This is a genomic window from Ancylobacter sp. (genome assembly GCF_965229075.1).
GTDB lineage: Bacteria > Pseudomonadota > Alphaproteobacteria > Rhizobiales > Xanthobacteraceae > Ancylobacter.
In genome coordinates, this window is sequence record NZ_CBDDIO010000001.1 from 924,479 (window position 1) to 947,618 (window position 23,140).

Here is a 23,140-nt window from a genome sequence, read left to right on the forward strand (position 1 = left end):
GTTGATGCCGGGAAGTCGGGGCGCCGGCAGCAGGGTGCGGCGCCACCGCCGCACCTGTGGCGCCCGACGCCACAGCTGTGGCGCGCGCCGCACTTCGTGACGGGCGGGGGCGGGCGGGCGCTTGCACCGGCCCGCCAAGGGGACGACACTGCCGGCAAACGGGAGGTCACATCCCGATGCCGGCACGCTCCGGCGCCAACATTCCGGGAGGACGCCGATGAGACGGGAACAGGCCGCTCATATCGACGAGCTCGTGCGTGCCGCCAGCGGGGCGACGACCCGGCGCGACGCGGTGATCCAGGATTCCTGGCGGCGCTGCGTGAGCGAGCACCGCCTCGACCCCGAGGTGCTGCGCGAACCCTGCATCCTCACGCCGTCGCGGCTGCGCGAGCACCGGGACGCGATGGAGGAGTTCACCCACACCGCCCGCTTCGGCGTGGAAACGCTGTACCGGCAGGTGGCCGGGCTCGGCTATGTGCTGCTGCTCACCGACGCCAAGGGCATCACCGTCGATTTCATCGGCGATCCCACCTTCGACAATAATCTGATGCGGGCGGGGCTCTATCTCGGTGCCGACTGGAACGAGCAGCATGCCGGCACCTGCGCGGTCGGCACCTGTATCCACACCGGCGAGGCGCTGGTGGTCCACCAGACCGACCATTTCGACGCCACCCATATTCCCCTCACCTGCACGGCGGCGCCGGTCTACGACCCCTCCGGCGCGCTGGCCGCCGTGCTCGACATTTCCGCACTGCGTTCGCCGGAGCCGAAGGAGAGCCAGTTTCTCGCGCTGCAGTTCGTCAAGGGCGTCGCCAACAAGATCGAGACGGCCAATCTGGTGAACCGCTTCCGGAGGGAATGGATCATCAAGCTCGCCGCCTCACCGGAATTCGTCGATGTCGAGCCGAGCTATGTGCTGGCGGTGGACGGTTCCGGGCGGGTGCTCGGCTTCAACAACGCCGCCCGCCAGCTGCTGCTGCGCGAGGCCGGGGCAGAGGGGGCGGGCGCCCCGCTTGGGCTGGTGGGGCGGCGGCTGGGCGATTTCTTCGAGCTCGACGTGAACGATCTGCCGCGCTTCTCACACGCCCTGCCGGCGGGGCAGCGGCTGCTGCGGCTCGCCCGTTCCGGCACGCCGCTGTTCGCCGCGACCCTGGCCCCGCCGAGCCGGCCGGGGCGGCCGGTGGCGGAGCCGCCGGCGCCCGCTTTGCCGGCGCCGCTCGCCGGGCTGTTCCGCGACGACGCCGCCATGCGGCAGGTGGCGACGCGCGCGGCCAAGCTGGTGAACACCCAGATGAGCCTGCTCATCAGCGGCGAGACCGGCACCGGCAAGGAATATCTCGCCAAGGCGATCCACGCCGCCAGCGCCCGCGCCGCCCGTCCCTTCGTCCCGGTGAACTGCGCCGCGCTGCCGGAATCGCTGGTGGAGGGTGAACTGTTCGGCTACGAGGCCGGCGCTTTCACCGGTGCGGCGGCGCGCGGCAAGAAAGGCCTGGTGCTGGAAGCGGATGGCGGCACGCTTTTCCTCGACGAGATCGGCGACATGCCTCTGCCGCTGCAAACCCGGCTGCTGCGCGTGCTGGCGGAGCGCGAGGTGACGCCGCTCGGCCGCTCCAAGCCGGTGCCGGTGAATATCCGCGTCATCGCCGCCAGCCATCGCGATCTCGTGGCGGAGGTGAAGGCCGGGCGCTTCCGCGAGGACCTGTATTTCCGCCTGTCGGGGGCGGTGCTGGTGCTGCCGCCCTTGCGCGAACGGCGCGATCTCGACTGGCTGGTGGGGCGGCTCATCGCCGGCCGCAGCCATGCCGGCGGGGCGCGCTTCAACCTCGCCGAGGAGGCGATGGCGGCGCTGAAGGCGCATGACTGGCCGGGCAATATCCGCGAACTCGCCAACGCTCTGGACTATGCCTGCGCGGTGGCGGAGAGCGGGATGATCGGCGTCGAGGATTTGCCCGACCGGCTGCAACCGCGCGCGCCGGCCCGGACGGGTGGCGAGGCGGCGCTCACGCGGGTCTGGGCCATGCCGCCGGGCGAGGCGCTCGTCTGGTCGGCGGATCGCCCCTGCGCGGCGAACGGCACCGGCGGGCGCGAAGAACTGATCGCCGCGCTGGCTGCGCATGGCTGGAACGTCTCGGCTGCGGCGCGTGATCTCGGCCTCGACCGCACCACGGTACACCGGCGCATGCGCCGCTTCGGTCTGGTCACTCTGCGGCAGGGAGCCAGCCAGTTTTCCTGATCGCGGGCTGCTCAGCGCCCGCCTTCTTCCGCGCGCTTGCGGGCATAGAGCGCGCCGCCGATCCCGCCCATCAGTGCGCTGTTGGCGTAGATCACCAGGAGTGGGGTGAACGAGTCGAACAGGCCGAACCGCACCGCCGCCAGGGCCGCGAGCACGGCGAGGAGGACGATGGTCAGCGCCGCCGGCACCAGCTGGCGCACGCGGAAGGCGATAAGGGCGGAGGCGCCCAACAGGGCGAAGCCGGAGATCAGGGCGAAGGGGTCGATCATCAAGGGTTCCTGCGCGGGTGCCCTTGGGGAAGGGCGCGGTCCCCCTATAGAGGAGGCGGGCCGCGACTTCCAGAACATGCGCTCAAACGCTGTCGCCGGTTTCGGCATGCGCCTCGGCCGGCGCCTGCGGCCCCGGCGCGCGGATCATCAGCCAAGAGGGGCCGTTCTCGCCGGCTGGCACGAAGCCCTTGCGCCGATAGAGCCGCTGGGCGGGATTGTTCTTCTCGACATGGATGGAGACGGGGCGCCCGAGCCGGGCAGCCTCAGCGCAGGCCATGTCCAGCAGCGCGCCGCCGATCCCCTGGTTGCGCGCCTCGGGCACGAGGCTGATGTCGACGATGCGGTGGTCACCCGAACTGCGGTGGATATAGAGGCGGCCGATGGGGACGCCCTGCCGCTCGACGATCAGGAAGGCCGCGCCGGCGTAGTAGCGGGTGTAATGCGCCACCTGGAGGCGGAACTGGTCGGCCAGAAAGGCAGACCGGACCGCGTCGGGCCAGCCATTGCCCTCGAATTCCGGCCCGCGCACGCTGGCGAACAGCGCGGCAAGGAACGGGGCGTCCTCGGGGGTTTCGGGGCGAAGGGAGAGGCCGAGATGGCCAAGGCCAGCGGGCAAGGGCGACTCCAAGGGTACTCGCGTTCCGGGCCGTTCGTCCATGGCCAATAGCAGGGACGGTTGGAAGCACAGCGCATAGGGGCCTTTGCCCCGGCGATGGACCTAGACGGCACCCGAAGACCGCGCAGCGTGCGAAGAGACGGCGCGGGACGGAGCCCACACACAGGTTAGTCTTTATCGGGGTACACGCCCATGAGCGCGATGCAGTATCTTATGGCGAGGTAAGGCTGCATGTTCTCGTGCGGCTCGCTTGAACCGACGTAATCAACAGCCTTGCCGGAGAGCTTTGTGTCGAACGCCGTAGACTTCGCCACAAAGCTCTCGACGACGGATGTGGAATTCTCGACAAGATGTCGAGCGATGAAGGCAGAGGTCGGTACGTCAGTGAATTTCGGCTTGTCCTTGGTCAGGCCGTTGTAGGTCGCGACCATGTGCGTGTGGCTCGGCATCTCGGTCACTTTCAGGGTCGTCTCCACGGCGCCTTCCGTGTCGCCCCATGCTGCCGGGGAAAGGTCCTTTCCAGTGCCACTTCCCCGCGGCGCGCGGCCCGTCAGATTGGGCAGGGCGAAGGTCTTATTCCCATCCCCGCCGAAACGATTGCTTATGATCGAAAACAGCGCTGGATTTTGCTCGATCGGGATGAGAGCGCCATTGCAGTCGGACCAGTATTCCGGGGCGTATTTGAACGCCACCATCCTGATTTCGCCCATAAATGGATCCATTCCATCCTCCTCAGCCAAAAAACGGATAAGATCCCGTAAGGGCTATGATGAACATAAGGTTGAGAGTCGGCATGCAATTATTGTGAGGCGTGCAGCTGTCTTTCGGCCCATTGCTTGAAAGGCCGAGCGTATCGTCGGCAAGAAGCCTTTGTTCAAGACCCGTCTTATCGGCGACATAGGGCAGCCCCTTGGGCGGGGCGGGGGTGGCTGGGGAGGCTGCCTTGGCAAAGACCACTTTCGGGCCCGGCACGGCGCTGGTGGCCGGTGCTGTTGAGCCCAGGAATGCGTGCTGATGTGGAGGGAAGTTCTTCCCGTCCAACGTGACGTGTTCTGTCCCGCCTGTTTGGCCAGGCCAGCGCCCGGTCAATCCGGGCCCTTCGCCGCTTCCGATCGGCACACGGCCGCGCAGATCGGGCAGGGCGAACGTCTTCTCGCCATCGCCTCCCCAGACCGATCCTATGACCGAGAAGAGGGCGTGATTCTGGGCAATGAGCAGCAGGCTGCCGTTGCAGGGGGCCCAGCCCCGGGGGGCGTAGGCCCCCGCGAACAGGCGAATCTCGCCGATACAGCAATCAACCATTCGCATCCTCCCATAGTCGTCTTGGCTTGAAGAGGGCGCCGGGAGCGATCAATGGCAGCTCCGTCGATGACGCCCAGGTGCTGCTGCTTGCCTGCGGGTTGGGCGGGGCCTGAACGTGGCCTGTCGCCACCGCCACTCTGTCGCGGGCAGGGTTTCACCACGGCTGTTCTGGCCATAACCCGTACGTGCAAATGCAGCAGTGCATCACGGCGAAAGGCTGCATGTTGTTGTGGGGCAGGGCGGTGCCGGCGGAGGTTCCGCCCCAGGTCTCGATGGACTCGACGTTCATCTGCGTCAGGCCGCTAGCGGCATCGGTGCCGAAGGCGTAGCGAGCGTTCTTTGCGGGCAGGTCGTCACTGTTGTAGGCGGCGACATGGGCGTTCTGGGCGTTTCCCATGGTTCCGACCATGGTGCAGGCATTGAAGGAATGGGAGTGTCGCGGCATCTGTTTGGTGGTCAGCGTGACGTTTTCCGCTCCTCCCGCCTTTCCCAGGTTAAAGTCGACATTCAAGGCCTTGTCCGTTCCGAAACCGATCGGTACACGCCCCCGCAGATCCGGAAGAGCGAAGGTCGAGCGGCCATCGCCCCCGTAGGTGTTGCCGAGAAGGGCAAATAATGGCTGATAAGTCGCAACATTGAGCAACCGGCCATCGGCAATCAGCCAATTGTCGGGAATTCTTTTGTACGCGAAGAACCGAATCTCTCCGAAGAAACCTTCACTCATCATGGCTCTCCGCTAACAGCCGACATGATCGCGAGGTGGAGCAAGCGATGGCTGCTACGACCCCGAACTACAACTAGAAGATCACATTTTTTTAAGTACGCAAGTGAAAGTTGTGGTCCGTTCTGAGGTGTCCTGTTGCCGCTCGGGCCCTTGCCTTGATCGGGGAGGGTGCTACAATCCTGAGCTGAGTAGCGAGGTGTGGTTCGCGCCGCGGGGCGAGGGGGTGGCAATGGAAATTGACGATCATCAGGGCTGTCCGGCCGCATCGGCGCAGGCGACGGTTCCGCCCGAGGGGCCGCGCAAGATGTGGGAATCCCCGCTCATCTCGATCATCCCCGCCGCTTCGGCACAAGGCTCGCCGTCGGGCAACAGCGACGGCACCGGCGGCACCTCGTGAGCACCGCCTGACAGACCGGGATGGGTTTTGTCGGAAGCTACGGGCAACGGCTGGATATCGCGGCAGTTACCGCCGTGTCCATTCGCACGCGCAGTGCCGGGATGGTCTTTCAGGGGAACGATTTCGCCGGTGGGGTGTGCGACGGGTCTGTCGGCGCGGGGGATGGCCGGTTCAGCCTACTCTTCGACGGGCGGCTGGATAACCGTGACGATCTCTGCCGTGCCCTCGCCGCCCCGCATCTGCGCGAGGCCGATGATGCCACCCTGGCGCTTGCGGCCTTCGCCGCCTGGGGGGCCGGGTCCTTCGACCGGCTGATCGGCGATTATGCCTGCGCGGTGTGGGACGCTGGCGAGCGGCAGGTCTACCTCACCACCGATCCCGGCGCCTTGCGGACGCTGTTTTTCTGGTCCGATCGCGACCGCCTGCTGTTTGCCACCGAGCAGCGGGGACTTTTCGCCTCTCCGGACGTCCCGCGCGAACTCGACCGGGACCAGATGGCGGCCTGGCTCTGCATGCTGCCGCGCGAGCCATTGCGCACCTTCTTTCGCGGCATCAACCGTGTGCCGCCCGGCCACCTCGTGCGCTGGTCGGCGGGAAAGGTCACGCTGGAGCGCTGGTGGCGTCCGGAGGACATACCCGCGCTTCACCTGCCTCGTGACGAGGATTATGAGGAGGCGCTGCGCGAGGTTTTCAGCGCGGCGGTGCGCGCCCGCATTCGTCCCGGCGAGCGCATTGGCAGCCACCTGTCCGGCGGGCTCGACAGTTCCAGTGTCACAGCCTTCGCCGCGCGCGAATTGGCGGCGCACGGGCGCGGCCTCATCGCGTTCACGGCGGCGCCGCGCCATCCGCAACCGGCCAGCCGCAACCGCTTCACTGATGAATGGCCGCACGCCCGCGAGGTGGCGTCGCTTTATCCCAACATCGAGCATGTGCGGATCGACAACGATGCCGAGCCTCTGCTCGATGCCCTCGATTTTCGGGAAATGGGCACGGACTGGCCGCTCCTGAACACCAACAACACCGTGTGGGGCAATGGCATCAACCGGGAAGCCCGCCGGCGCGGCCTGCAGGTGATGCTGCAAGGCGCCGTCGGAAACATGACCATCAGCTATGATGGTCATGAGCGGCTCGCGAGCCGCCTGCGTGACGGCGATATTGGCGGCAGCCTGCGGGTTATGCGGGATCTGCGCAAAGGCGGCGGACGTTCGTGGATGGGGATTGCCGGAATGGCGGCCGACGCGCTTCTCCCCATTAATCTTCGGCGGCAGCTGCGGCGTGCGGTGGGCAAGAAGGAACCGGAGCTGTTTGACTACTCCGCCATTCGTCCCGAGTTCCTGCGGCGGTCGGGGCTAGAGGCGCGCGCGATGGATATAGCGTGCAACCTTCGCAATGTGGCCGGCCGTGACAGCCGTGCGCTTCGGCTCGCGTGCCTGGATCGTGGCGATCATCGCGGCCATGCCGCCATGGCGACGCGCCGGCTTTTCGGTATCGACGTGCGCGATCCCACCAGCGACCGGCGCGTGGTCGAACTGTGCCTGTCCATTCCCGAGGAACAGTTTGCGCTGGGCGGCGTGCCGCGTTCGCTCATTCGCCGGGCGATGCGGGGCGCCCTACCGGATGTCGTGCGCGACGAGCGACGCAAAGGTCTTCAATCCGCCGACTGGCGGGTGAATTTCGATGCGGCGATCCCCGGGCTGCGGGCGGAAGTGGCGCGGCTGCGTAACAGCCCCTTCGCCAGCGAGTGCCTGGATCTCCACCGCATGGACGCGCTGCTGGATGCCTGGCCGGGCATGGCGGATGCCAACCCGCAGTCGAACTACGAGTACGTTCTCGCCTTCAGCCGGGCGCTCACCGCCGGCCGGTTCATCCGCCGCGTCGAGGGCGGCAACGGGTAGGCTGCCCCGCGTGAGGGTGCCGGCGGCGTCAGAGATAGTCGAGGCGTGCCATGACCCGGCCCTGATCCGAGACCAGGCGCTCCACCAGTTCTGGCGCCAGTGCCGTGCGCCACCCCCCGACGCGCCCCTCGCGGAAAAACGGCGCGGTGGAGCCCCGGTACCTCTCGCGAAACCCCGTGCGACCTTCCTGGCCGGCAAGCACGCTGAAGCGGCTGGCCTCCAGGCTCCGGCTCACCACCTCGCGTGTGTCGTCGAGATCGAGAAACCGGCACAGCGCGGTGAAGCGTCTCAGCGGGTCGGCCAGCAGGTCCTCATAGCGCAGCGGCAGCAGGCGCAAATCCGGGGCGTCGAGCCAGCTCTCGATATGGGCGCTCCAGGACGACACCCACTGCTCGATATTCATGTTGAGCCGGTGCGACGAGCCGCCCAAGCGAAAGCTTGCATCAGCCATGCGGTCGACGGCGGTCGCGGGCGACCAGCCGAAATGATGCGATGCCGACACCGCCACGTCGCGCGGGTCCCGCACGATGTAGATGACACGGTTGATCGCAACAGCCGGGATCGCCGGCTCGCGGGCGCCGGGCGGGGCGAGATTGGAATCGTGCGTCTTGTAGAGGCCTGGCAGCTCTTGGGCGATGCGACGGCTGGTGAGGGGGCGAAGCAGGGCGACCTCCTGCGGATTCAGGTCCGCATGTTCCAGGCCGGCATGGAAGTCCTGCAGGGACCGCGAGGTGAGGTTCCCGATCCGGGCCAGATCGGCATTGAGATCGATCGGCTGGCCGCCGCGCAGATGGCTGGCCAGGAAAGCCCGCAGCCAGGTGTTGCCGGACTTGGGGTAGGAGGCGATGAGGGTCAGCCCGCTCATCCGCGCACGGTTGCGGCAATGGCGTCCAGCCAGCGCTCGGGCGGCGCATCCGGCTGGCGTCGAAGGGTGTAGACCGGCACCGTGCCGGCGATCAGGGCACGCACGTGGAACATGGACGTCTCGGCCCCCAGCGCCCGGCCGATCTGTGGCCGAAATGTCTCGGCTTCCACCGCGGCGAGGATGTCGAGCGGCGCCGACAGACGCTCGATACCTTCCGGCTCGCCACGAGCGGCCCAGCGGAGCAGAAAGAGGGCGCGCAGGGGGACGGGAGCGCGCACCCCCGCATCCGCCTCGATGAAGTGGAACTTGTTCTGCCCGCGCCGGTTGCGCTCCAGGCCTTCCGTGGGGAGCGCCGCATCTTCAAGCGCATCGCGCCACAGTTTCAGCCGCGGAAAGGAGGGCCGCACCCGGGCGGGAGTGCCGGTGTCGAGAACGCAGACATCGTCCGACACGACCGCGTGCCCGCGCCGGGCGAAGCGCAGCGCCAGCGTGGACTTACCCATGCCGGAAGGACCGCAGAAGGCGACCGCGCCACCCTCGATCACCACGCTGGAGGCGTGCAGTGGCAGCAGGCTTCGTTGATGGCAGACGAGGCCGAGCACCGAGCCGAGCAGGAACAGCCGGATTTCAGATTCGCTCGCCTCCGGCTGCGGCGCGATGGTGATGTCGCCCGACGGCTGCACAAGGAACCGCCCCACCATCGGCACCACCAACAGGCCGGTGCCGGTGCCGTCGATCTGCAACCATGGGCCGATCATCCGCCCGCCGGGCAGGGTGTCGTCAACCTCGCCAAGCCGAACCGTGAGGTCTGGCGGCCGGGCGTCGCCCTGCCACTCCAGAAGCTCGGGCAAGGCGATGGCGGAACGGACGCGCCAGCCGCAGAGAAGGCGATCGGTCATGAGTGGCGCCGTCACCCACTGACATCGATGAGGTTCTGAGCTTCGAGCTGCGCCAGAAAGGCGAGCACCTCCCCGTCGATGCGGGCTTCCTCGCCGTCATATTCGGCCTTGAGCGACCCACAGAGGTCACCCACCCGGACAGGGCGTTCGAGCCTTTGCCAGATGCGCGAAGCGATCGGGTTGAGACCGAAATAAAGGCCCTGCTCGACATCCAGCAGAACCTGCGTATCGCCGATGGCGGCCTCGAGCGGTTGAGATCGCCGAACGACCTCCGAATTGGGCGACAGGGGCATGGAGCGCGCTCAGGTTGCCACGATTTCTCCTACACCTATCGCGACAGAATGCTACCGTCTAGTGCAGGCCGACGGGACGTACACAACGTGCGGTGGGCGCATCGCGAGGGACAGGCAGGGGCACATGGACATTGCCGCGTTGACCATTCAGCATTTCACGCCACATCTCGGCGAGCGTTTCGCCGTCGAGGTGGGGCTGGCCGCGCCACTGCACATCGTGCTGCGCGCTGCCGCGGCACTGCCGGCGCAGAAAGGGCCCGGCCCGCAAGACGGTTTTCAGCTGCTGTTTGAAGGCGAGGGCCCCTATCGTTTGGGCCAACTCACCCATCGCCTGCATCATGAGGCGCTGGGGGAGCTGGAGATGTTCCTCGTCCCAATCGCCGCGGATGGCGGGAGATTCACCTATCAGGCGATCTTCACCTGAAGCCGCTCGTTGCGGCGCCGGTCAGCGCGGCGCCGCGCTCGTCTGGGGCAGACGCGCAATGACCTTGATCTCGAAATCGAAACCGGCGAGCCAGTTTACGCCGACGGCGGTCCATGCGGGATAGGGCGCGGCGGGAAAGGCCTTCGCCTTCGCCGCCAGGATCGTGTCGAACTGGCGCTCGGGGTCGGTGTGAAACGTGGTCACGTCGATGACATCGTCGAAGCTGGCCCCGGCGGCGGCGAGAACCGCTTCAAGATTGCTGAAGGCCTGGTCGACCTGGCGGGCGAAATCCGGCTCGACACTGCCATCCGACCGACTGCCGACCTGGCCGGAGACGAACAGCAGATCGCCGGAACGGATGGCGCCGGAATAGCCGTGCTTTTCATAGAGGGCGTGCCGGCCGGCGGGGAAAATGGCGTCGCGCATGGGTCTGTCCTGTCGTTCAACCCGCTCCGGCACTTCCCGGCGCGAGACGATGTGATATACGGTTCGTATGTGAAATTATCGCATACGAGACGTATGTCAACCGCAACGCTTCGGGTAAGGGGGAGGGCGCGGCATGGCCGTGGGACGGCGGGCGGAGAAGATGGAAGCGACGCGCGCCAAGCTGATCGCCGCGGCGCGCAAGGCCTTCGCCGAACAGGGCTATGCCGAGGCCTCGATGGATGAACTCACCGCCGCCGCCGGGCTGACGCGCGGCGCCCTCTATCACAATTTCGGCGACAAGCGCGGCCTGCTGGCGGCGGTGGTGCAGCAGATCGACGGCGAAATGGCCGCGCGGGCCCAGGCCCTCGCCGTCCGCGAGGCATCGCCATGGGAAGCCCTGCTCGCCGAGGGGGCGGCCTATATCGAAATGGCGCTGGAGCCGGAGGTGCAGCGCATCGTGCTGCTCGATGGGCCCGCCGTGCTCGGCGATCCCTCGCAATGGCCGAGCCAAAATGCCTGCCTCGCCACGACGCGGCGGACGGTCGAGACGCTGGTGGCCGAAGGTGTGCTGAAGTCGGTGGACCCGGAGGCGGCGGCGTGCCTGCTCAACGGGGCGGCGCTGAATGCGGCGCTGTGGACGGCGGCGAGCCCCGAGCCGGCGCAGGCGCTGCCAAAGGCGCTCGCGGCGTTTCGCTGCCTCGCCGAGGGGCTGAAGGCGGCGGGCTAAGCCGCGCGCGCGGCCTATTTTGCGGGGTGGGCCCCGGTCTGCTCGTCCAGCAGCGATTCGACGGCGCCGATGGCGACCTCAAGGGTGGCGATCTTCTGCAGCGTCTTGTCGGAGGGCAGGGCGTCGATTTCGGCGGCGCGGGTGATGAGGTCGCGCTGCTCGGTCAACAGACGGTTGCGCAGGGTCTTGAGCTTGGTGGCAAGAGAATCGGGCATGGGGGCTTTCGGGCAGGCTAGCGCTTGACGGTGCGGCGGGCGGGCTTGGTGGGGGCGGGCGCGGCGGCGCTGTCCGCGGCTTCCCGGGCGAGGCGCGCCTCGCGCAGGCGGGCGATCTTGGCGTCCCGGCTCACTGTGTCGCTTTCGATCATCGACATGGCGATGCGCGACACCGTTTCGGCCTTGCTCTCGGATTGCGAAAGTTTGGGCACGAAGGGTGTTTCCGGTGCTTTTCTCGCCATGCGCGACATCCCTTTGTAAACGCGAAAAAGGCCGGGTCTCCCCGGCCTTCCCACTTCTGCCTCAACGGTCCGCGCCAGTACATCCGTGGTCACTGACCGGAAGCAGTCTCGTCACGCAGCCTTGAGGCTGCCGGCCGAGCTCTTGCCGCTGCGGCGGTCGGTCTCGAGCTCGTAGGAGATCTTCTGACCCTCGTTGAGGCCCATCAGACCGGCGCGCTCAACCGCCGAGATGTGAACGAACACGTCCGGGCCGCCGTTGTCCGGCTGAATGAAACCAAAGCCCTTCTGGCCGTTGAACCACTTCACAGTACCTGTCGCCATGACTAAATCCTTTCAGTCGACATAGAGATTTGATGGCGCGTCGGAACGCGCGCATCAGGTTGACATCGATTTGAGAGGAAGTTCGCTACGGCGCAAAGCTGCGCAAAACAAAGTTCAACGTCCAAGATCGATATCTGATCGTACCGGGGTTGCGGAAATCTCACAACCCCTGGCAAATTTATTTTTATTCGGCCACCGGGGCGGCGGGGCGGGGGGCGCCACGGCCAACCATCGGCTTCTTCTTCGGCGCGGCGATCAGCCCTTCGCGGATGGCCTGCTTGCGGGCGGCCTTCTTGCTGCGGCGAACCGCTTCGGCGTCTTCGCGCACGCGGCGCTCGGAGGGCTTCTCATAGGAGCGGCGCGCCTTCATCTCGCGGAAGATGCCTTCGCGCTGCATCTTCTTCTTGAGAACGCGCATAGCTTGTTCGACATTGTTGTCGCGAACGAGGACCTGCAATTCGTGTCCGATCACATGCAGCGAGGCTGCTGGTTGAGCGGTTCGTGAGAACCGGCGCGGTCGCCTGTCGTGGGATGACGGGGGCGAGGGGAGACGCGACCCCACGGGGCGCGGCATTGAAGGCGACTTCATAAACCCTTCCCGCCCTTCGCGACAAGCGGCAAGAACGCGACGAGAACTTCGGATCTTTGCCCGTCCGCCGTCGTGCGTCACGAAAATGTGGCATGGCAGGAACGGGATCATTCTTCGACATGCCGCGTTGCCGCTCGCCATGGCATTGTGCCTTGTGCAATGCCGGGGGTTTTCGACGATGCAAATCGCAGTGCTGGTGGTGGAAGACGAGCCGCTGGTGCGCTTCGACATTGCGGACTATCTCGCCGAAAATGGGTTCGAAGTGCATGAGGCCGCCAGCGCCGACCAGGCCCTGGCGATTCTGGAGGCCATCCCCGCCATCCGGCTGGTGTTCACCGATATCGACATGCCCGGCAGCATGGACGGGCTGAAGCTCTCCGCCGCCGTGCGCAAGCGCTGGCCGCCGGTGCAGATCATCGTCACTTCCGGCAACCGAATCGCTGGTACGGCCGAAATGCCGGAGGGAAGCCTGTTCTTCGCCAAGCCCTATCGCCCCGCCGACATCGCCCGCTCGATGCAGGGCCTGCTGGCGGGGCACGCCTGAGCTACAGCGGGCGCCGCGCGCGGCTCAGGCCGGCACGCGCTCCCAGGCGGGGAACGGATCGGGCAGATGCTTCAGCGGCTCGGGGTCGAACAGGGTCGGCCGCAGCGGGCCGACCAGGCATTCGTCGAGCGCCGCGCGGATGCCGGCCTCGTCAAGATTGACGCCGATAAACACCAGTTCCTGCCGGCGGTCGCCATAGCCGGGCGTCCAGTGCTGGCGCAGCCATGAGCGCCAATCGGCCTGAGTCGGCCAGTGCTCGGTCGGAATCGCCGCCCACCACTGGCCGATCGAGCCGGTGCGGCAGATGGCGCCGGCAAGCGACATCTCGCCAACCCGGCGCGGCCGCGTCGCCAGCCAGAACAGCCCCTTGGCCCGCACCAGCCCCGGCCAGGTGCGGGCGAGGAAGGCGTTGAACTTCTCGGGGTGGAACGGCCGGCGCGCACGGTAGACGAAGCTGGAAATGCCGTACTCCTCGGTTTCCGGCACATGGTCGCGAAAGCCGTTCAGCTCCTTGAACCAGGTGGGGTGCTCGTGGGCGCGCTCGAAATCGAAGCGGCCGGTGCCGAGGATGTCCTTGAGCGGCACATGCGCCTGATCGGTCTCGATGATCAGCGCGTCCGGGTTCAGCGCCTTGACCACGGCGCGGACTTGCCTGCGGCGCGCGGGCGCGACATCGGACACCTTGTTGAGCACGATCACGTCGGCGAACTCGATCTGGTCTGTGAGCAGATCGACCAGCGTGCGGCTGTCCTCGTCGCCGGCGACTTCGCCGCGATCCCGCAGGAAATCGCGCGAGCCGAAATCCTTCAGGAGGTTGGCCGCGTCCACCACCGTCACCATGGTGTCGAGCCGGGCGACATCGGAGAGCGAGAAGCCATCCTCGTCGCGGAACTCGAAGGTGGCGGCGACCGGCAGCGGCTCGGCGATGCCGGTGGATTCGATGAGCAGATAGTCGAAGCGGCCCTCCTCGGCGAGGCGCTTCACCTCGGCGAGCAGATCGTCGCGCAGGGTGCAGCAGATGCAGCCATTGGTCATTTCGACCAGCTTTTCCTGCGTGTGCGAGAGATTGGCGTCGCCCGCCCGCACCAGCTCGGCGTCGATGTTCACCTCCGACATGTCGTTGACGATCACCGCGACGCGCAGCCCGTCGCGGTTCGCCAGCACATGGTTGAGCAGGGTGGTCTTGCCGGCGCCGAGAAAGCCGGAAAGAACCGTGACCGGAAGACGTGTGTCAGGCATGGCGGCGCTCCACATGCAAAGTGATACAATGTATCATTTGCATGTGGGGCACGCCGATGCAAGCCGGTCAGTGGGCCCTGCTAGGCCTCGATATCCACGTCGCGCGTCTCCTTGCCGAGCAGCAGCGCCAGCAAGGTGAGGCTCGCCATGGCGGTGAGATAGACGCCGACCCAGAACGGGCTTCCGCCGCCCCACGCCCACAGCGCGACGGCGATGAAGGGCGCGACCGCCGCGCCGAGGATGGAGGAGACGTTGTAGGCGATGCCCGAGCCGGTGTAGCGCACATTGGCCGGGAACAGCTCCGGCAGCAGCGCGCCCATCGGGCCGAAGGTCATGCCCATCAGGCTGAAGCCGAGGATGAGCCAGGCCATGACCCCGAAGGTGCCGCCGGCGAGCATCGGCACCCAGAGAAGGCCGAACGCCATGATGGCCAGCGTCACGCCGATCAGCGTGCGGCGGCGGCCCCAGCGGTCGGCCCACGGGCCGGAGACCATGGTGAAGACGCCGAAGAACACCACGCCGATGATCATCATGATCACAAACGTTGTGTAGTCGTAGCCGAGGCCGGGAGTCTTGGCTTCCACACCGGCGCGGCCATAGGTCAGCGAGAAGGTGGTCATCAGGTAGAACAGCACATAGGTCGCCAGCATGTAGAACGTGCCGAGCACCAGCTGGCGGAAATGCGTGCGGAACACCGAGGCGAGCGGCAGCTTGTGCACCTTGCCGTCCGACAACGTCTTCTTGAAGGCCGTGCTTTCCACGAGGTGCAGTCGCACCCACAGGCCGACCGCCACCATGACGATTGAGAACAGGAAAGGGATGCGCCAGCCCCATTCGAGGAAGGCGTCGGACGGGCGCGTCGGGTCTTCCGAGGGCAGCAGCGCGGCGATGATGAGGAACAGGCCGTTGGCCAGGATGAACCCCAGCGGCGCGCCGAGCTGCGGGAAGGTGCCATAGACCGCACGTTTGCCGGGCGGGGCGTTCTCCGTCGCCACCAGCGCCGCGCCGCTCCATTCGCCGCCAATGGCGAAGCCCTGGGCGAGGCGCATCACCACCAGCAACGCCGGGGCGAACCAGCCGACCTGGTGGAAGGTGGGCAGCAGGCCGATGAGAAAGGTGGCGATGCCCATGGTGAGCAGCGCCCCGACCAGCGTCACCTTGCGCCCGCGCTTGTCGCCGAGATGGCCGAAGAAGATCGCCCCCAGCGGCCGTGCCACCATGGCGGCGCCGAAAATGGCGAAGGAGGCGAGCAGCGCGGTCGTCTCATTGCCGGGCGGAAAGAACAGGTGCGGAAACACCAGCACCGCCGCCGTGGCGTAGACGTAGAAATCATAGAATTCGATGGTGGTGCCGATCAGGCTCGCGAGAATGACGCGCGAGCGGGGATTGGCGACGGCGCCGGCGGACCCGGCGGCAAGCGTGGATGACATGACGGCACTCCGAACGGCAGCGTGAAGCGCGAGAGACGGCGCAGCTGGGGGATATCGGAGGCGCTTTTAGAGCGTTTTCGAGCGAAGTGGATACCGGTTCGCGTGAAGAAAACGCGACCTAAGCTGAAATGATCCAGAGCATCGGGCCGGGAAAAACAGCCGGGGCGCCGGCAAGACAGCCAGGCGCCCCGCAGGCGGAGGAGCGCGTTCAGCCCGGCGGGTCGACCTTCACGCCCTGCGGACCCACTTCGATCTGCAGCGAATTCTGGTCGCGCTCATAGGCGCGGTAGGCGAAGAAGCCGGCCACGCAGGCGAGCACGACGACGGCGACGGTCAGGACAGTTCGGTTCATGATTTTCCCCGTGGGCCTGCGCCGGCCGACGATGAGCCGACCGACGAGCGGTAACAGAACGCGGCGACCGGCCTCCCGGTTCCGTGAGGTGAAAGCGCCGGTGGCCCGACGATGGCGCGCCCGGCCCGCTTCCTCTGCGGCGTCCGTAGCGGATCGCCGGCTTGCGAACGGTGTGTCGCCCGCCGGCTGAAGAGCTTCGACCGAACAGAGAGCCGCGTGCTGCGCCGGGACGCTGGGGCAGGGCGCTTGTCATCTCCTTGCCGCGAGCTGTCTCAACGGCTGTCATCGTGACAATAGGAGGCGAAAGCTTAACTCGTCTTATCCGAATAAAGTTATGTTTGGTGCGGGGTGTTAAATAAAATCAATTGGCGTTACGTCACTATACGTTGGTATATTTCATGTTGAATCCGCTGATAGTGGTGATATCTATCGTATCAATCTTGTGACAACGTCCGGCGCGGCATTGGTTGTTTACGCTGCGTCACGAGAGGGCGCTCGGTAGTCTCGTTCCGCTCATTTTTTGGGACGGCGCGTCGGTCCTTTCCCATTCGAGAGGGACGATTACCGCGTTTCGACTGGTCCGGCGGGGCATGAAGCAGCCACGAAGAGCTGTGCGGCATTCATCAGGTTGAGGAGACGTCAATGGACACCAAGACGACGGCGGTCCGCCCCTGGGAACCCTGGTTCCAGCTCGGCTGCGGCATTCTCTGCATGGCGATGATCGCCAATCTTCAATATGGCTGGACGCTGTTCGTCGACCCGATCGACCAGGCGCATGGCTGGGGCCGCGCGGCGATCCAGACCGCGTTCACGCTGTTCGTGCTGACCGAGACCTGGCTTGTGCCGGTCGAGGCCTGGTTCGTCGACCGCTACGGCCCGCGCGTGGTGCTGAGCTTCGGCGCGGTCATGATCGCGCTGGCCTGGGTCATCAATTCCTATGCCGGCTCGCTCACCATGCTCTATGTCGGTGCGGTCTGCGGCGGCATCGGTGCCGGCTCGGTCTATGGCACCTGCGTCGGCAATGCGCTGAAATGGTTCCCCTATCGGCGCGGCCTTGCGGCCGGTGCCACCGCCGCCGGCTTCGGCGCCGGCGCGGCGCTCACCGTGGTGCCGATCGCCAACACCATCGCCGCGCATGGCTACCAGACCGCGTTCTTCTGGTTCGGCCTCGGCCAGGGGCTGATCGTGCTGATCGCGGCGCAGTTCCTCTACCCGCCGTCGTTCAAGATCGCCGCGCCGAAGAAGGCGCTGCGCATCCCGCAGAGCAAGGTCGACTATCCGCCGTCGCAGACGCTCGGCAAGCCGGTGTTCTGGCTGCTCTATCTCATGTTCGTCATGGTCGCGTCCGGCGGCCTGATGGCGGCGGCACAGATTGGCCCGATCGCGCACGATCTCGGCGTCGCCGACACGCCGGTGAGCATCTTCGGTATTTCGGCCGCGGCGCTGACGCTCGCCATCTCGCTCGACCGCATCTTCGACGGCTTCGGCCGCCCGGTCTTCGGCTATGTCTCCGACCGAATCGGCCGTGAGAACACGATGTTCATTGCCTTCGGCACGGCGGCGGTGATGCTGCTGGTGATGGTGTTCCACGGCTCGAACCCGCTGGTGTTCGTGCTGGCCACCGCCTGCTTCTTCGGCGTGTTCGGCGAAATCTACTCGCTGTTCCCGGCGACCTGCGGCGACACGTTCGGCTCGAAGTTCGCCGCTACCAATGCCGGCATGCTCTACACTGCCAAGGGCACGGCGGCGCTGCTGGTGCCGCTCGCCAGCGTCGTGGCCTCGATCTATGGCTGGTACGCGGTGTTCGCCATCGCGGTCGGGCTCAACGCCGTCGCCGCTCTGCTCGCCCTGTTCGTGCTGAAGCCGATGCGCGCGCGGCTGATCGCCCGCAGCGCGGTGGAGGCGGAAGCGGCACCGGTCGCGGTCGGCCGCGAGCAGCCGGCGCACTGAGCGCAGCTCTACGCAGTAAGGGACTCCCGGACGGTCGAAAGGCCGCTCCGGGAGTCGTCGTTTTGAGGGGGTGACTAGAGCCGCCCGTAGACTTCCGGCCGCCGGTCGCCGAGATGGGTGCTGAGACGGCGGGCCTCGCGCAGCCGGGCCGGATCGAGATCGGCGAAGATGAGTTCTTCACCATCTCCCGCCAGCACCAGATTGCCGCCCATGGGATCGCCGACGCAGCTCAGGCCCATATAATCGAGATCGCCCTCGACGCCGCAGCGATTGGCATAGGCGACATAAAGCTCGTTCTCGAAGGCGCGGGCCGGCACGACATAGAGCGACACCGCGTCATAGGGCTTCATGTTGGCGGTCGGCACCAGAACGAGGTCGGCGCCCGCCAGCGCCAGCGCCCGCACCGCTTCGGGGAATTCCACGTCGTAGCAGATGAGCATGCCGACGCCGTAGCCCGCGAAGCGGGCCAGTTCCGCCGTGCCCTCGCCGGGGGCGAACATCGCCCGGTCGAGATCGCCGAACAGATGCGTCTTGCGGAAATTGAGCAGGCGGGTGCCGTCCTTGTCGAGCAGTAGGCAGGAATTATAGATCGCCCCGCCATCGCCGCGCTCGGGATAGCCGTAGCAGAGGCCGATTCCGTGGGCGCGGGCGATGTCGGCGGCGCGGCGGGCGCTGGGGCCCTCCGCCGGCTCCGCCTTCGCCAAAGCCGCCTCGCGGCCGATATTGTAGCCGGTGAGGAACATTTCCGGCGCCAGCAGCAGGTCGGCACCGCCTTCCGCCGCCCTCGCGGCCGCCGCGTCCAGCCGGTCGAGATTGGCGGCGGGATCGTTGCCGGGATCGCCCGCCGTTTGCCAGAGAGCGAGGCGCATCAGGAACCCTTCCGCGCCTTGTGCGCCGTCACCGCCAGGCAGAAGATTTCGAACAGCACCTGCGCCGCCGCATGGGCGGTGTTGGAGGTGGCGTCATATTGCGGGGCCACTTCCACCACGTCGCCGCCGATGACGTCGAGCCCGTTGAGCCCGCGCAGCAGCTCCAGCACCTCGCGCGAGGTGAGGCCGCCGATCTCAGGCGTGCCGGTGCCGGGGGCGAAGGCGGGGTCGAGGCTGTCGACATCGAAGGAGACATAGACCGGCCCGTCGCCCAGCACCTGTTTCGCCTTGGCGATGATGGCGGGCACGCCGAGGCCGGTGACCTCCTCGGCATGGATCACCGTCATGCCGCTCTCATAGGAGAACTCCCACAGGAACTCCGCGCCGCCACGAATGCCAATCTGGATGGTGCGCGCAGGGTCGAGCACGCCGTCGAGCACCGCGTTGCGGAACGGGCCGCCATGGTGGAACTTCGCGCCCTCATAGGTGCCGGAGGTGTCGCAATGGGCGTCGATGTGGAGCATGCCCACCGGGCGCTTCTCGCCCACCGCCTTGAGGATGGAGCCGGTGATGGAATGATCGCCGCCGCAGGAAAGCGGAATCACCCCGGCCGCGACGATCTTCTTGTAGAAGGCCTCAATGTCCTCATGGCAGGAATCGAGGCTGAAGCGCGAGCGGAACGGCACGTCGCCAATGTCCGCCACCTTGGCCTCGGCGGCGGGGACCATGCCGAGCACATGCTCATACGGCCCGACGCGCTCGATGGCGCGCACGGCGCGTGGGCCGAGGCGGGCGCCGGCGCGGTTGGTGACGCCGAGGTCCATCGGCACGCCGATCAGCGCCATGTCGAGCCCGGCGAAATCGGCCAGTTCCTGCGCGTCCGGGCGATAGGGCGCGTCGAGCAGCGTGGCGGCGCCGGCCCAGGGCCAGACGCGCTTTTCGCCGTCCTTGAACTGCATTTCGGCGACGCGCTTGAAGGTTTCGTCATAGACGACGCCACCGCCGACGCCGGCATATTTTGCGCGCAGCGCGGCGAGCTTTTCCTGATCGGACATACGAGCCTCTTGGTGAGCCTTCGGGCTTCTGGAAGTCTCGTCAGGCTAGCGGCTGCCGGGGCCGGCGGGAAAGGGGGCGTGGACCTTTCCCCGCCGGATGAGGTGGGGGTGTGGCCCGGCGGGCTCAGCGGATGTTCAATAACAGCTCGGCCACGGCCTCCGGCGCGCTGAAGAACGGCGAATGGCCGGTGTCGAGCGCGTGGACATGCGCGCCCGGCACCGCCGCCTGCATCTCCCGCTGCACGGCCAGCGGCAGGCCGCGGTCCTGCAAGCATTCGATGTAGTGCCGGCGCAGCTTGCCGAAGCGGTGCGGGGTGATGGCCGAGATGGCGGCGAAGGGCGCGTGCGGGGTGAGGCGCACGAGATTGGGCAAGGCGCGGTCGATGTCATGCGCGCTGCAATCGGAATAGAGCGAACGGGCGATGAGGTCGCGGCGGGAGAGATCGAGGCCGAGCCCCTCCTTGCCGAGGCGCAGCATGCCCTGCGTCTCCACGATCGCCGGGTCCTTGAGATAGGTCGGCGTCATGACGAAGTCGCGCGCGCTCTTGGCCGCCGGCGCCATGAAGCCGGTGAGGTAGACCAGCGCCTCGATGCGCTCGGGCATTTCTTCGCCAAGCCAGGTGCAGGTGGCGCCGCCGACGGAATGGCCGACGAGGATCGCCTTGCCCTCGATGGTTTCCAGCGCCGCGCGCACCGGCGCGGCATAAATAGAAATGTCAGTGACGGCGGCGGTGGGTGTGGGGTCGAAGCCGTGGCTGGCGAGGTCGGGCGCGATCACGGCATGGCCGGCGGCGCCGAGCAGGTTCGCCACCTTCTGGAAGCAGCCGCCCCAATGCCAGGAGCCGTGAATGAGAATGAAGGTGGCCATGGCGTTTCCTCCGAGGATTTCCGGTGCGTGGTAACGGCCGGCGAGGGCGGCGTCCAGCGTGGCATGCCAGCGGTGCGGCGCCGAGAGGGGACGACCGAAGTTGCACTTTGCCGGCGCGCGGCAGCAGGGTACATTTTGCTCATGGCGCCATGTTGAGCACGGGCGCCCAAGGAACCTGCCCATGGCCTACCGCACCGTCGCCGGATCGCATGTTTACGCCTTCGCCGATCTGAGGGACCTGATGGCGAAAGCGACGCCGCTACGCTCCGGCGATATGCTGGCCGGCATCGCGGCCGCGACGGCGGAAGAAAATGTCGCCGCCCGCATGTGCCTCGCCGACGTGCCGCTGACCACCTTCCTTAACGAGGCGCTGGTGCCCTATGAGGAAGATGAGGTCACCCGGCTCATCATCGACACGCATGACGCCGCCGCGTTCCGCCCGATCTCGCACATGACGGTGGGCGATTTTCGCGACTTCCTGCTCTCAACCGGCGCCACCAGCGAGGCTCTCGCCGCTCTTGCCCCGGCGATCACGCCGGAAATGGCGGCCGCCGTTTCCAAGCTGATGCGCAACCAGGACCTGATCGCGGTCGCCAAGAAATGCCGGGTGGTGACGCGGTTCCGCAACACGATCGGCCTGCCCGGTACCATGGCGGTGCGGCTTCAGCCGAACCATCCGACCGACGATCCCGCCGGCGTCACCGCCTCCATCCTCGACGGGCTGCTCTATGGCTGCGGCGACGCGGTGATTGGCATCAACCCGGCTTCCGACAGCGTGCCGGTGCTGAGCGAATTGCTGAAGCTGATCGACGGCATCATCCAGCGCTTCGACATCCCGACGCAGGCCTGCGTGCTGACCCATGTCACCACCTCTACCGAGGTGATCAATCGCGGCGTGCCGGTCGATCTCGTCTTCCAGTCGGTGGCGGGCACGCAGAAGGCGAACGCCTCCTTCGGCATCGACCTCGCCACGCTCAAGGAAGGGCGCGAGGCGGCGCTGTCGCTCAAGCGCGGCACGCTCGGCGACAATGTGATGTATTTCGAGACCGGCCAGGGTTCGGCGCTTTCCGCCAACGCCCATTATGGCGTCGACCAGCAGACGTTGGAAGCGCGCGCCTATGCGGTGTGCCGGCCGTTCAAGCCGCTGCTGGTGAACACGGTGGTTGGCTTCATCGGGCCGGAATATCTGTATGACGGCAAGCAGATCATCCGCGCCGGGCTGGAGGACCATTTCTGCGGCAAGCTGATGGGCGTGCCGCTCGGCTGCGACGTCTGCTACACCAACCATGCCGAGGCCGACCAGGACGACATGGATACGCTGATGACGCTGCTCGGCGCGGCGGGCGTGACCTACATCATGGGCATTCCCGGCTCGGACGACGTGATGCTGAACTACCAGTCCACCTCGTTCCACGACCAGCTTTACCTGCGCGAGGTGCTGGGGCTGAAGCGGGCGCCGGAATTCGAGGCGTGGCTGCAGCGCATGGGCATCACCGATGCCGGCGGGCGGTTGAAGACGCAGCGCGGCAGCCATCCGCTGCTCGCCGCCGCGCCGGAGTTGGCGGCATGAGCGAGGTGCGGGAAGACGCAGTCGCCGCCGAGCCCATCGACGCGGCGGTGATCGAGGACAGCTGGCGCCGGCTCGCCGGGATCACGCCGGCCCGCATCGCGCTTGGGCGCGCCGGCACCGGCCTGCCGACGCGCGAGGTGCTGCGCTTTGCGCTCGCCCATGCCCAGGCGCGCGATGCGGTGCATCTGCCCTTCGATTCCGCCCGCATGGCGAGCGAAGTCGCGGCGCTCGGATTCGAAACTTTGGAAGTGACCTCCGCCGCCCCGGCCCGCGACGCCTATCTGCGCCGCCCCGATCTGGGGCGCCGGCTCTCCGACGACAGCCGGGCGCTGCTGGAGGCGCGCGCGGGAGCGCCGGTCGATCTCGCGCTCGTGGTGGCGGACGGGCTCTCCTCCACCGCGATCCACGCGCAGGCGGTGCCGTTCCTTTCCGCCTTCAAGGCGCGGATCGCCGAGGCCGGCTGGAGCGTCGGGCCGGTCTGTGTCGCGTCGCAGGCGCGTGTGGCTCTGGGGGACGAGGTGGGGGAACGGCTGAACGCCAGCGCCTGCGTGGTGCTGATCGGCGAACGGCCGGGCCTGTCCTCGCCGGACAGTCTCGGGCTCTACCTCACCTTCGCCCCGCGCGCCGGCCGTTCCGATGCGGAGCGCAACTGCATTTCCAATGTGCGCGGCGAGGGGCTGTCGCATGAGCACGCCGCCTTCAAGCTCGCCTGGCTGCTGAAGGAGGCGCTGGCGCGCCGCATCACCGGGGTGACACTGAAGGACGAAAGCGACCTGCTGCTGGTCAGTGGCCGCCCGCCGCCGGTGCGGATCGGCTGAGCTGGCTG

General features: G+C 66.9%; 28 protein-coding genes. 9 read left to right on the forward strand and 19 right to left on the reverse strand.

From position 1 onward, the window contains the following. Window positions 1-217 precede the first annotated feature (217 nt). Window positions 218-2,233 (forward strand): sigma-54-dependent Fis family transcriptional regulator, encoded by a 2,016-nt coding sequence (locus tag ACO07Z_RS04575; protein WP_421697587.1) that lies wholly within the window; start codon window positions 218-220, stop codon window positions 2,231-2,233. A gap of 11 nt (window positions 2,234-2,244) precedes the next feature. On the opposite strand, the gene ACO07Z_RS04580 is transcribed toward ACO07Z_RS04575, so the two are convergent. From ACO07Z_RS04580 to ACO07Z_RS04600, 5 genes are all read right to left on the reverse strand, one after another. Beyond that, the gene (locus ACO07Z_RS04580; protein WP_421697588.1) at window positions 2,245-2,502 is read right to left on the reverse strand and encodes a hypothetical protein; all 258 of its coding nucleotides are present in this window, start codon (window positions 2,500-2,502) and stop codon (window positions 2,245-2,247) included. An 82-nt stretch (window positions 2,503-2,584) separates the two neighbouring features. After that, on the reverse strand, window positions 2,585-3,118 hold the full coding sequence (locus ACO07Z_RS04585; RefSeq protein ID WP_421697589.1) for a GNAT family N-acetyltransferase: 534 nt from the start codon (window positions 3,116-3,118) through the stop codon (window positions 2,585-2,587). Between the two features lie 167 nt (window positions 3,119-3,285). Then, window positions 3,286-3,840: a phage tail protein gene (locus ACO07Z_RS04590; protein ID WP_421697590.1), complete on the reverse strand. Its 555-nt coding sequence runs from the start codon at window positions 3,838-3,840 to the stop codon at window positions 3,286-3,288. 10 nt (window positions 3,841-3,850) lie between these two features. Next, window positions 3,851-4,420 carry a phage tail protein gene (locus tag ACO07Z_RS04595; protein WP_421697591.1) on the reverse strand — a complete coding sequence of 190 codons (570 nt, stop codon included), beginning with the start codon at window positions 4,418-4,420 and terminating at the stop codon, window positions 3,851-3,853. 154 nt (window positions 4,421-4,574) lie between these two features. Continuing rightward, entirely contained in the window at window positions 4,575-5,144 is a 570-nt protein-coding gene (locus ACO07Z_RS04600) for a phage tail protein (RefSeq protein ID WP_421697592.1), read from the reverse strand. 229 nt (window positions 5,145-5,373) lie between these two features. On the opposite strand from ACO07Z_RS04600, the gene ACO07Z_RS04605 reads away from it, so the two are divergent. Both ACO07Z_RS04605 and ACO07Z_RS04610 read left to right on the forward strand, forming a co-directional pair. After that, on the forward strand, window positions 5,374-5,541 hold the full coding sequence (locus ACO07Z_RS04605; protein WP_421697593.1) for a hypothetical protein: 168 nt from the start codon (window positions 5,374-5,376) through the stop codon (window positions 5,539-5,541). 101 nt (window positions 5,542-5,642) lie between these two features. After that, window positions 5,643-7,436 (forward strand): asparagine synthetase B family protein, encoded by a 1,794-nt coding sequence (locus tag ACO07Z_RS04610; RefSeq protein ID WP_421697594.1) that lies wholly within the window; start codon window positions 5,643-5,645, stop codon window positions 7,434-7,436. Between the two features lie 28 nt (window positions 7,437-7,464). Here the strand turns inward: ACO07Z_RS04610 and ACO07Z_RS04615 are convergent, their stop codons facing one another. From ACO07Z_RS04615 to ACO07Z_RS04625, 3 genes are read right to left on the reverse strand one after another with little or no spacing between them, the layout of a single operon-like run. Continuing rightward, on the reverse strand, window positions 7,465-8,301 hold the full coding sequence (locus ACO07Z_RS04615) for a sulfotransferase domain-containing protein (protein ID WP_421697595.1): 837 nt from the start codon (window positions 8,299-8,301) through the stop codon (window positions 7,465-7,467). Next, window positions 8,298-9,200, reverse strand: a complete 903-nt coding sequence (locus tag ACO07Z_RS04620; protein ID WP_421697596.1) for a hypothetical protein — start codon at window positions 9,198-9,200, stop codon at window positions 8,298-8,300. Before ACO07Z_RS04620 ends, ACO07Z_RS04615 begins: the two co-directional genes overlap by 4 nt. Before the next feature lie 11 nt (window positions 9,201-9,211). After that, window positions 9,212-9,493 carry a PqqD family protein gene (locus ACO07Z_RS04625; protein WP_421697597.1) on the reverse strand — a complete coding sequence of 94 codons (282 nt, stop codon included), beginning with the start codon at window positions 9,491-9,493 and terminating at the stop codon, window positions 9,212-9,214. 124 nt (window positions 9,494-9,617) lie between these two features. Here ACO07Z_RS04625 and ACO07Z_RS04630 point away from each other — a divergent pair, with 124 nt between their 5' ends. Continuing rightward, window positions 9,618-9,917, forward strand: a complete 300-nt coding sequence (locus ACO07Z_RS04630; RefSeq protein WP_421697598.1) for a DUF6916 family protein — start codon at window positions 9,618-9,620, stop codon at window positions 9,915-9,917. Window positions 9,918-9,938: 21 nt separating this feature from the next. On the opposite strand, the gene ACO07Z_RS04635 is transcribed toward ACO07Z_RS04630, so the two are convergent. After that, window positions 9,939-10,343 carry a RidA family protein gene (locus tag ACO07Z_RS04635; RefSeq protein ID WP_421697599.1) on the reverse strand — a complete coding sequence of 135 codons (405 nt, stop codon included), beginning with the start codon at window positions 10,341-10,343 and terminating at the stop codon, window positions 9,939-9,941. A 133-nt stretch (window positions 10,344-10,476) separates the two neighbouring features. Between ACO07Z_RS04635 and ACO07Z_RS04640 the strand changes: the two genes are divergently transcribed. Beyond that, complete coding sequence (locus ACO07Z_RS04640) at window positions 10,477-11,070, forward strand: TetR/AcrR family transcriptional regulator (protein WP_421697600.1); 594 nt, start codon at window positions 10,477-10,479, stop codon at window positions 11,068-11,070. A 14-nt stretch (window positions 11,071-11,084) separates the two neighbouring features. Here ACO07Z_RS04640 and ACO07Z_RS04645 read toward each other — a convergent pair whose 3' ends face one another. From ACO07Z_RS04645 to rpsU, 4 genes are all read right to left on the reverse strand, one after another. Then, the gene (locus tag ACO07Z_RS04645) at window positions 11,085-11,285 is read right to left on the reverse strand and encodes a hypothetical protein (protein WP_421697601.1); all 201 of its coding nucleotides are present in this window, start codon (window positions 11,283-11,285) and stop codon (window positions 11,085-11,087) included. Between the two features lie 17 nt (window positions 11,286-11,302). Then, a complete protein-coding gene (locus ACO07Z_RS04650) occupies window positions 11,303-11,497 on the reverse strand; it encodes a hypothetical protein (RefSeq protein ID WP_421697602.1) in 195 nt (64 codons plus the stop codon). A 141-nt stretch (window positions 11,498-11,638) separates the two neighbouring features. Further along, window positions 11,639-11,848, reverse strand: a complete 210-nt coding sequence (locus ACO07Z_RS04655) for a cold-shock protein (RefSeq protein ID WP_421697603.1) — start codon at window positions 11,846-11,848, stop codon at window positions 11,639-11,641. Between the two features lie 184 nt (window positions 11,849-12,032). Then, window positions 12,033-12,305: a 30S ribosomal protein S21 gene (gene rpsU, locus ACO07Z_RS04660; RefSeq protein WP_244376799.1), complete on the reverse strand. Its 273-nt coding sequence runs from the start codon at window positions 12,303-12,305 to the stop codon at window positions 12,033-12,035. A 310-nt stretch (window positions 12,306-12,615) separates the two neighbouring features. On the opposite strand from rpsU, the gene ACO07Z_RS04665 reads away from it, so the two are divergent. Further along, on the forward strand, window positions 12,616-12,981 hold the full coding sequence (locus ACO07Z_RS04665) for a response regulator (RefSeq protein WP_421697604.1): 366 nt from the start codon (window positions 12,616-12,618) through the stop codon (window positions 12,979-12,981). Window positions 12,982-13,005: 24 nt separating this feature from the next. Here ACO07Z_RS04665 and zigA read toward each other — a convergent pair whose 3' ends face one another. From zigA to ACO07Z_RS04680, 3 genes are all read right to left on the reverse strand, one after another. Beyond that, complete coding sequence (gene zigA, locus ACO07Z_RS04670; protein ID WP_421697605.1) at window positions 13,006-14,220, reverse strand: zinc metallochaperone GTPase ZigA; 1,215 nt, start codon at window positions 14,218-14,220, stop codon at window positions 13,006-13,008. Between the two features lie 80 nt (window positions 14,221-14,300). After that, window positions 14,301-15,650, reverse strand: a complete 1,350-nt coding sequence (locus ACO07Z_RS04675; protein ID WP_421697606.1) for an MFS transporter — start codon at window positions 15,648-15,650, stop codon at window positions 14,301-14,303. Window positions 15,651-15,858: 208 nt separating this feature from the next. Next, window positions 15,859-16,002: a hypothetical protein gene (locus tag ACO07Z_RS04680; RefSeq protein WP_244376795.1), complete on the reverse strand. Its 144-nt coding sequence runs from the start codon at window positions 16,000-16,002 to the stop codon at window positions 15,859-15,861. Between the two features lie 642 nt (window positions 16,003-16,644). Here ACO07Z_RS04680 and oxlT point away from each other — a divergent pair. Next, complete coding sequence (oxlT, locus tag ACO07Z_RS04685; RefSeq protein ID WP_421697607.1) at window positions 16,645-17,952, forward strand: oxalate/formate MFS antiporter; 1,308 nt, start codon at window positions 16,645-16,647, stop codon at window positions 17,950-17,952. Window positions 17,953-18,026: 74 nt separating this feature from the next. Here the strand turns inward: oxlT and ACO07Z_RS04690 are convergent, their stop codons facing one another. From ACO07Z_RS04690 to ACO07Z_RS04700, 3 genes are all read right to left on the reverse strand, one after another. Continuing rightward, window positions 18,027-18,821, reverse strand: coding sequence for a carbon-nitrogen hydrolase family protein (locus ACO07Z_RS04690; protein ID WP_421697608.1), 795 nt, complete (start codon window positions 18,819-18,821; stop codon window positions 18,027-18,029). Further along, the gene (speB, locus tag ACO07Z_RS04695; protein WP_421697609.1) at window positions 18,821-19,876 is read right to left on the reverse strand and encodes an agmatinase; all 1,056 of its coding nucleotides are present in this window, start codon (window positions 19,874-19,876) and stop codon (window positions 18,821-18,823) included. The genes ACO07Z_RS04690 and speB overlap by 1 nt, the downstream gene beginning before the upstream one ends. 124 nt (window positions 19,877-20,000) lie before the next feature. After that, entirely contained in the window at window positions 20,001-20,744 is a 744-nt protein-coding gene (locus ACO07Z_RS04700) for an alpha/beta fold hydrolase (protein ID WP_421697610.1), read from the reverse strand. A 181-nt stretch (window positions 20,745-20,925) separates the two neighbouring features. On the opposite strand from ACO07Z_RS04700, the gene ACO07Z_RS04705 reads away from it, so the two are divergent. Both ACO07Z_RS04705 and eutC read left to right on the forward strand, forming a co-directional pair. Continuing rightward, window positions 20,926-22,314, forward strand: coding sequence for an ethanolamine ammonia-lyase subunit EutB (locus ACO07Z_RS04705; RefSeq protein ID WP_421697611.1), 1,389 nt, complete (start codon window positions 20,926-20,928; stop codon window positions 22,312-22,314). Beyond that, window positions 22,311-23,132 (forward strand): ethanolamine ammonia-lyase subunit EutC, encoded by an 822-nt coding sequence (eutC, locus tag ACO07Z_RS04710; protein WP_421697612.1) that lies wholly within the window; start codon window positions 22,311-22,313, stop codon window positions 23,130-23,132. The genes ACO07Z_RS04705 and eutC overlap by 4 nt, the downstream gene beginning before the upstream one ends. Window positions 23,133-23,140: the final 8 nt, after the last annotated feature.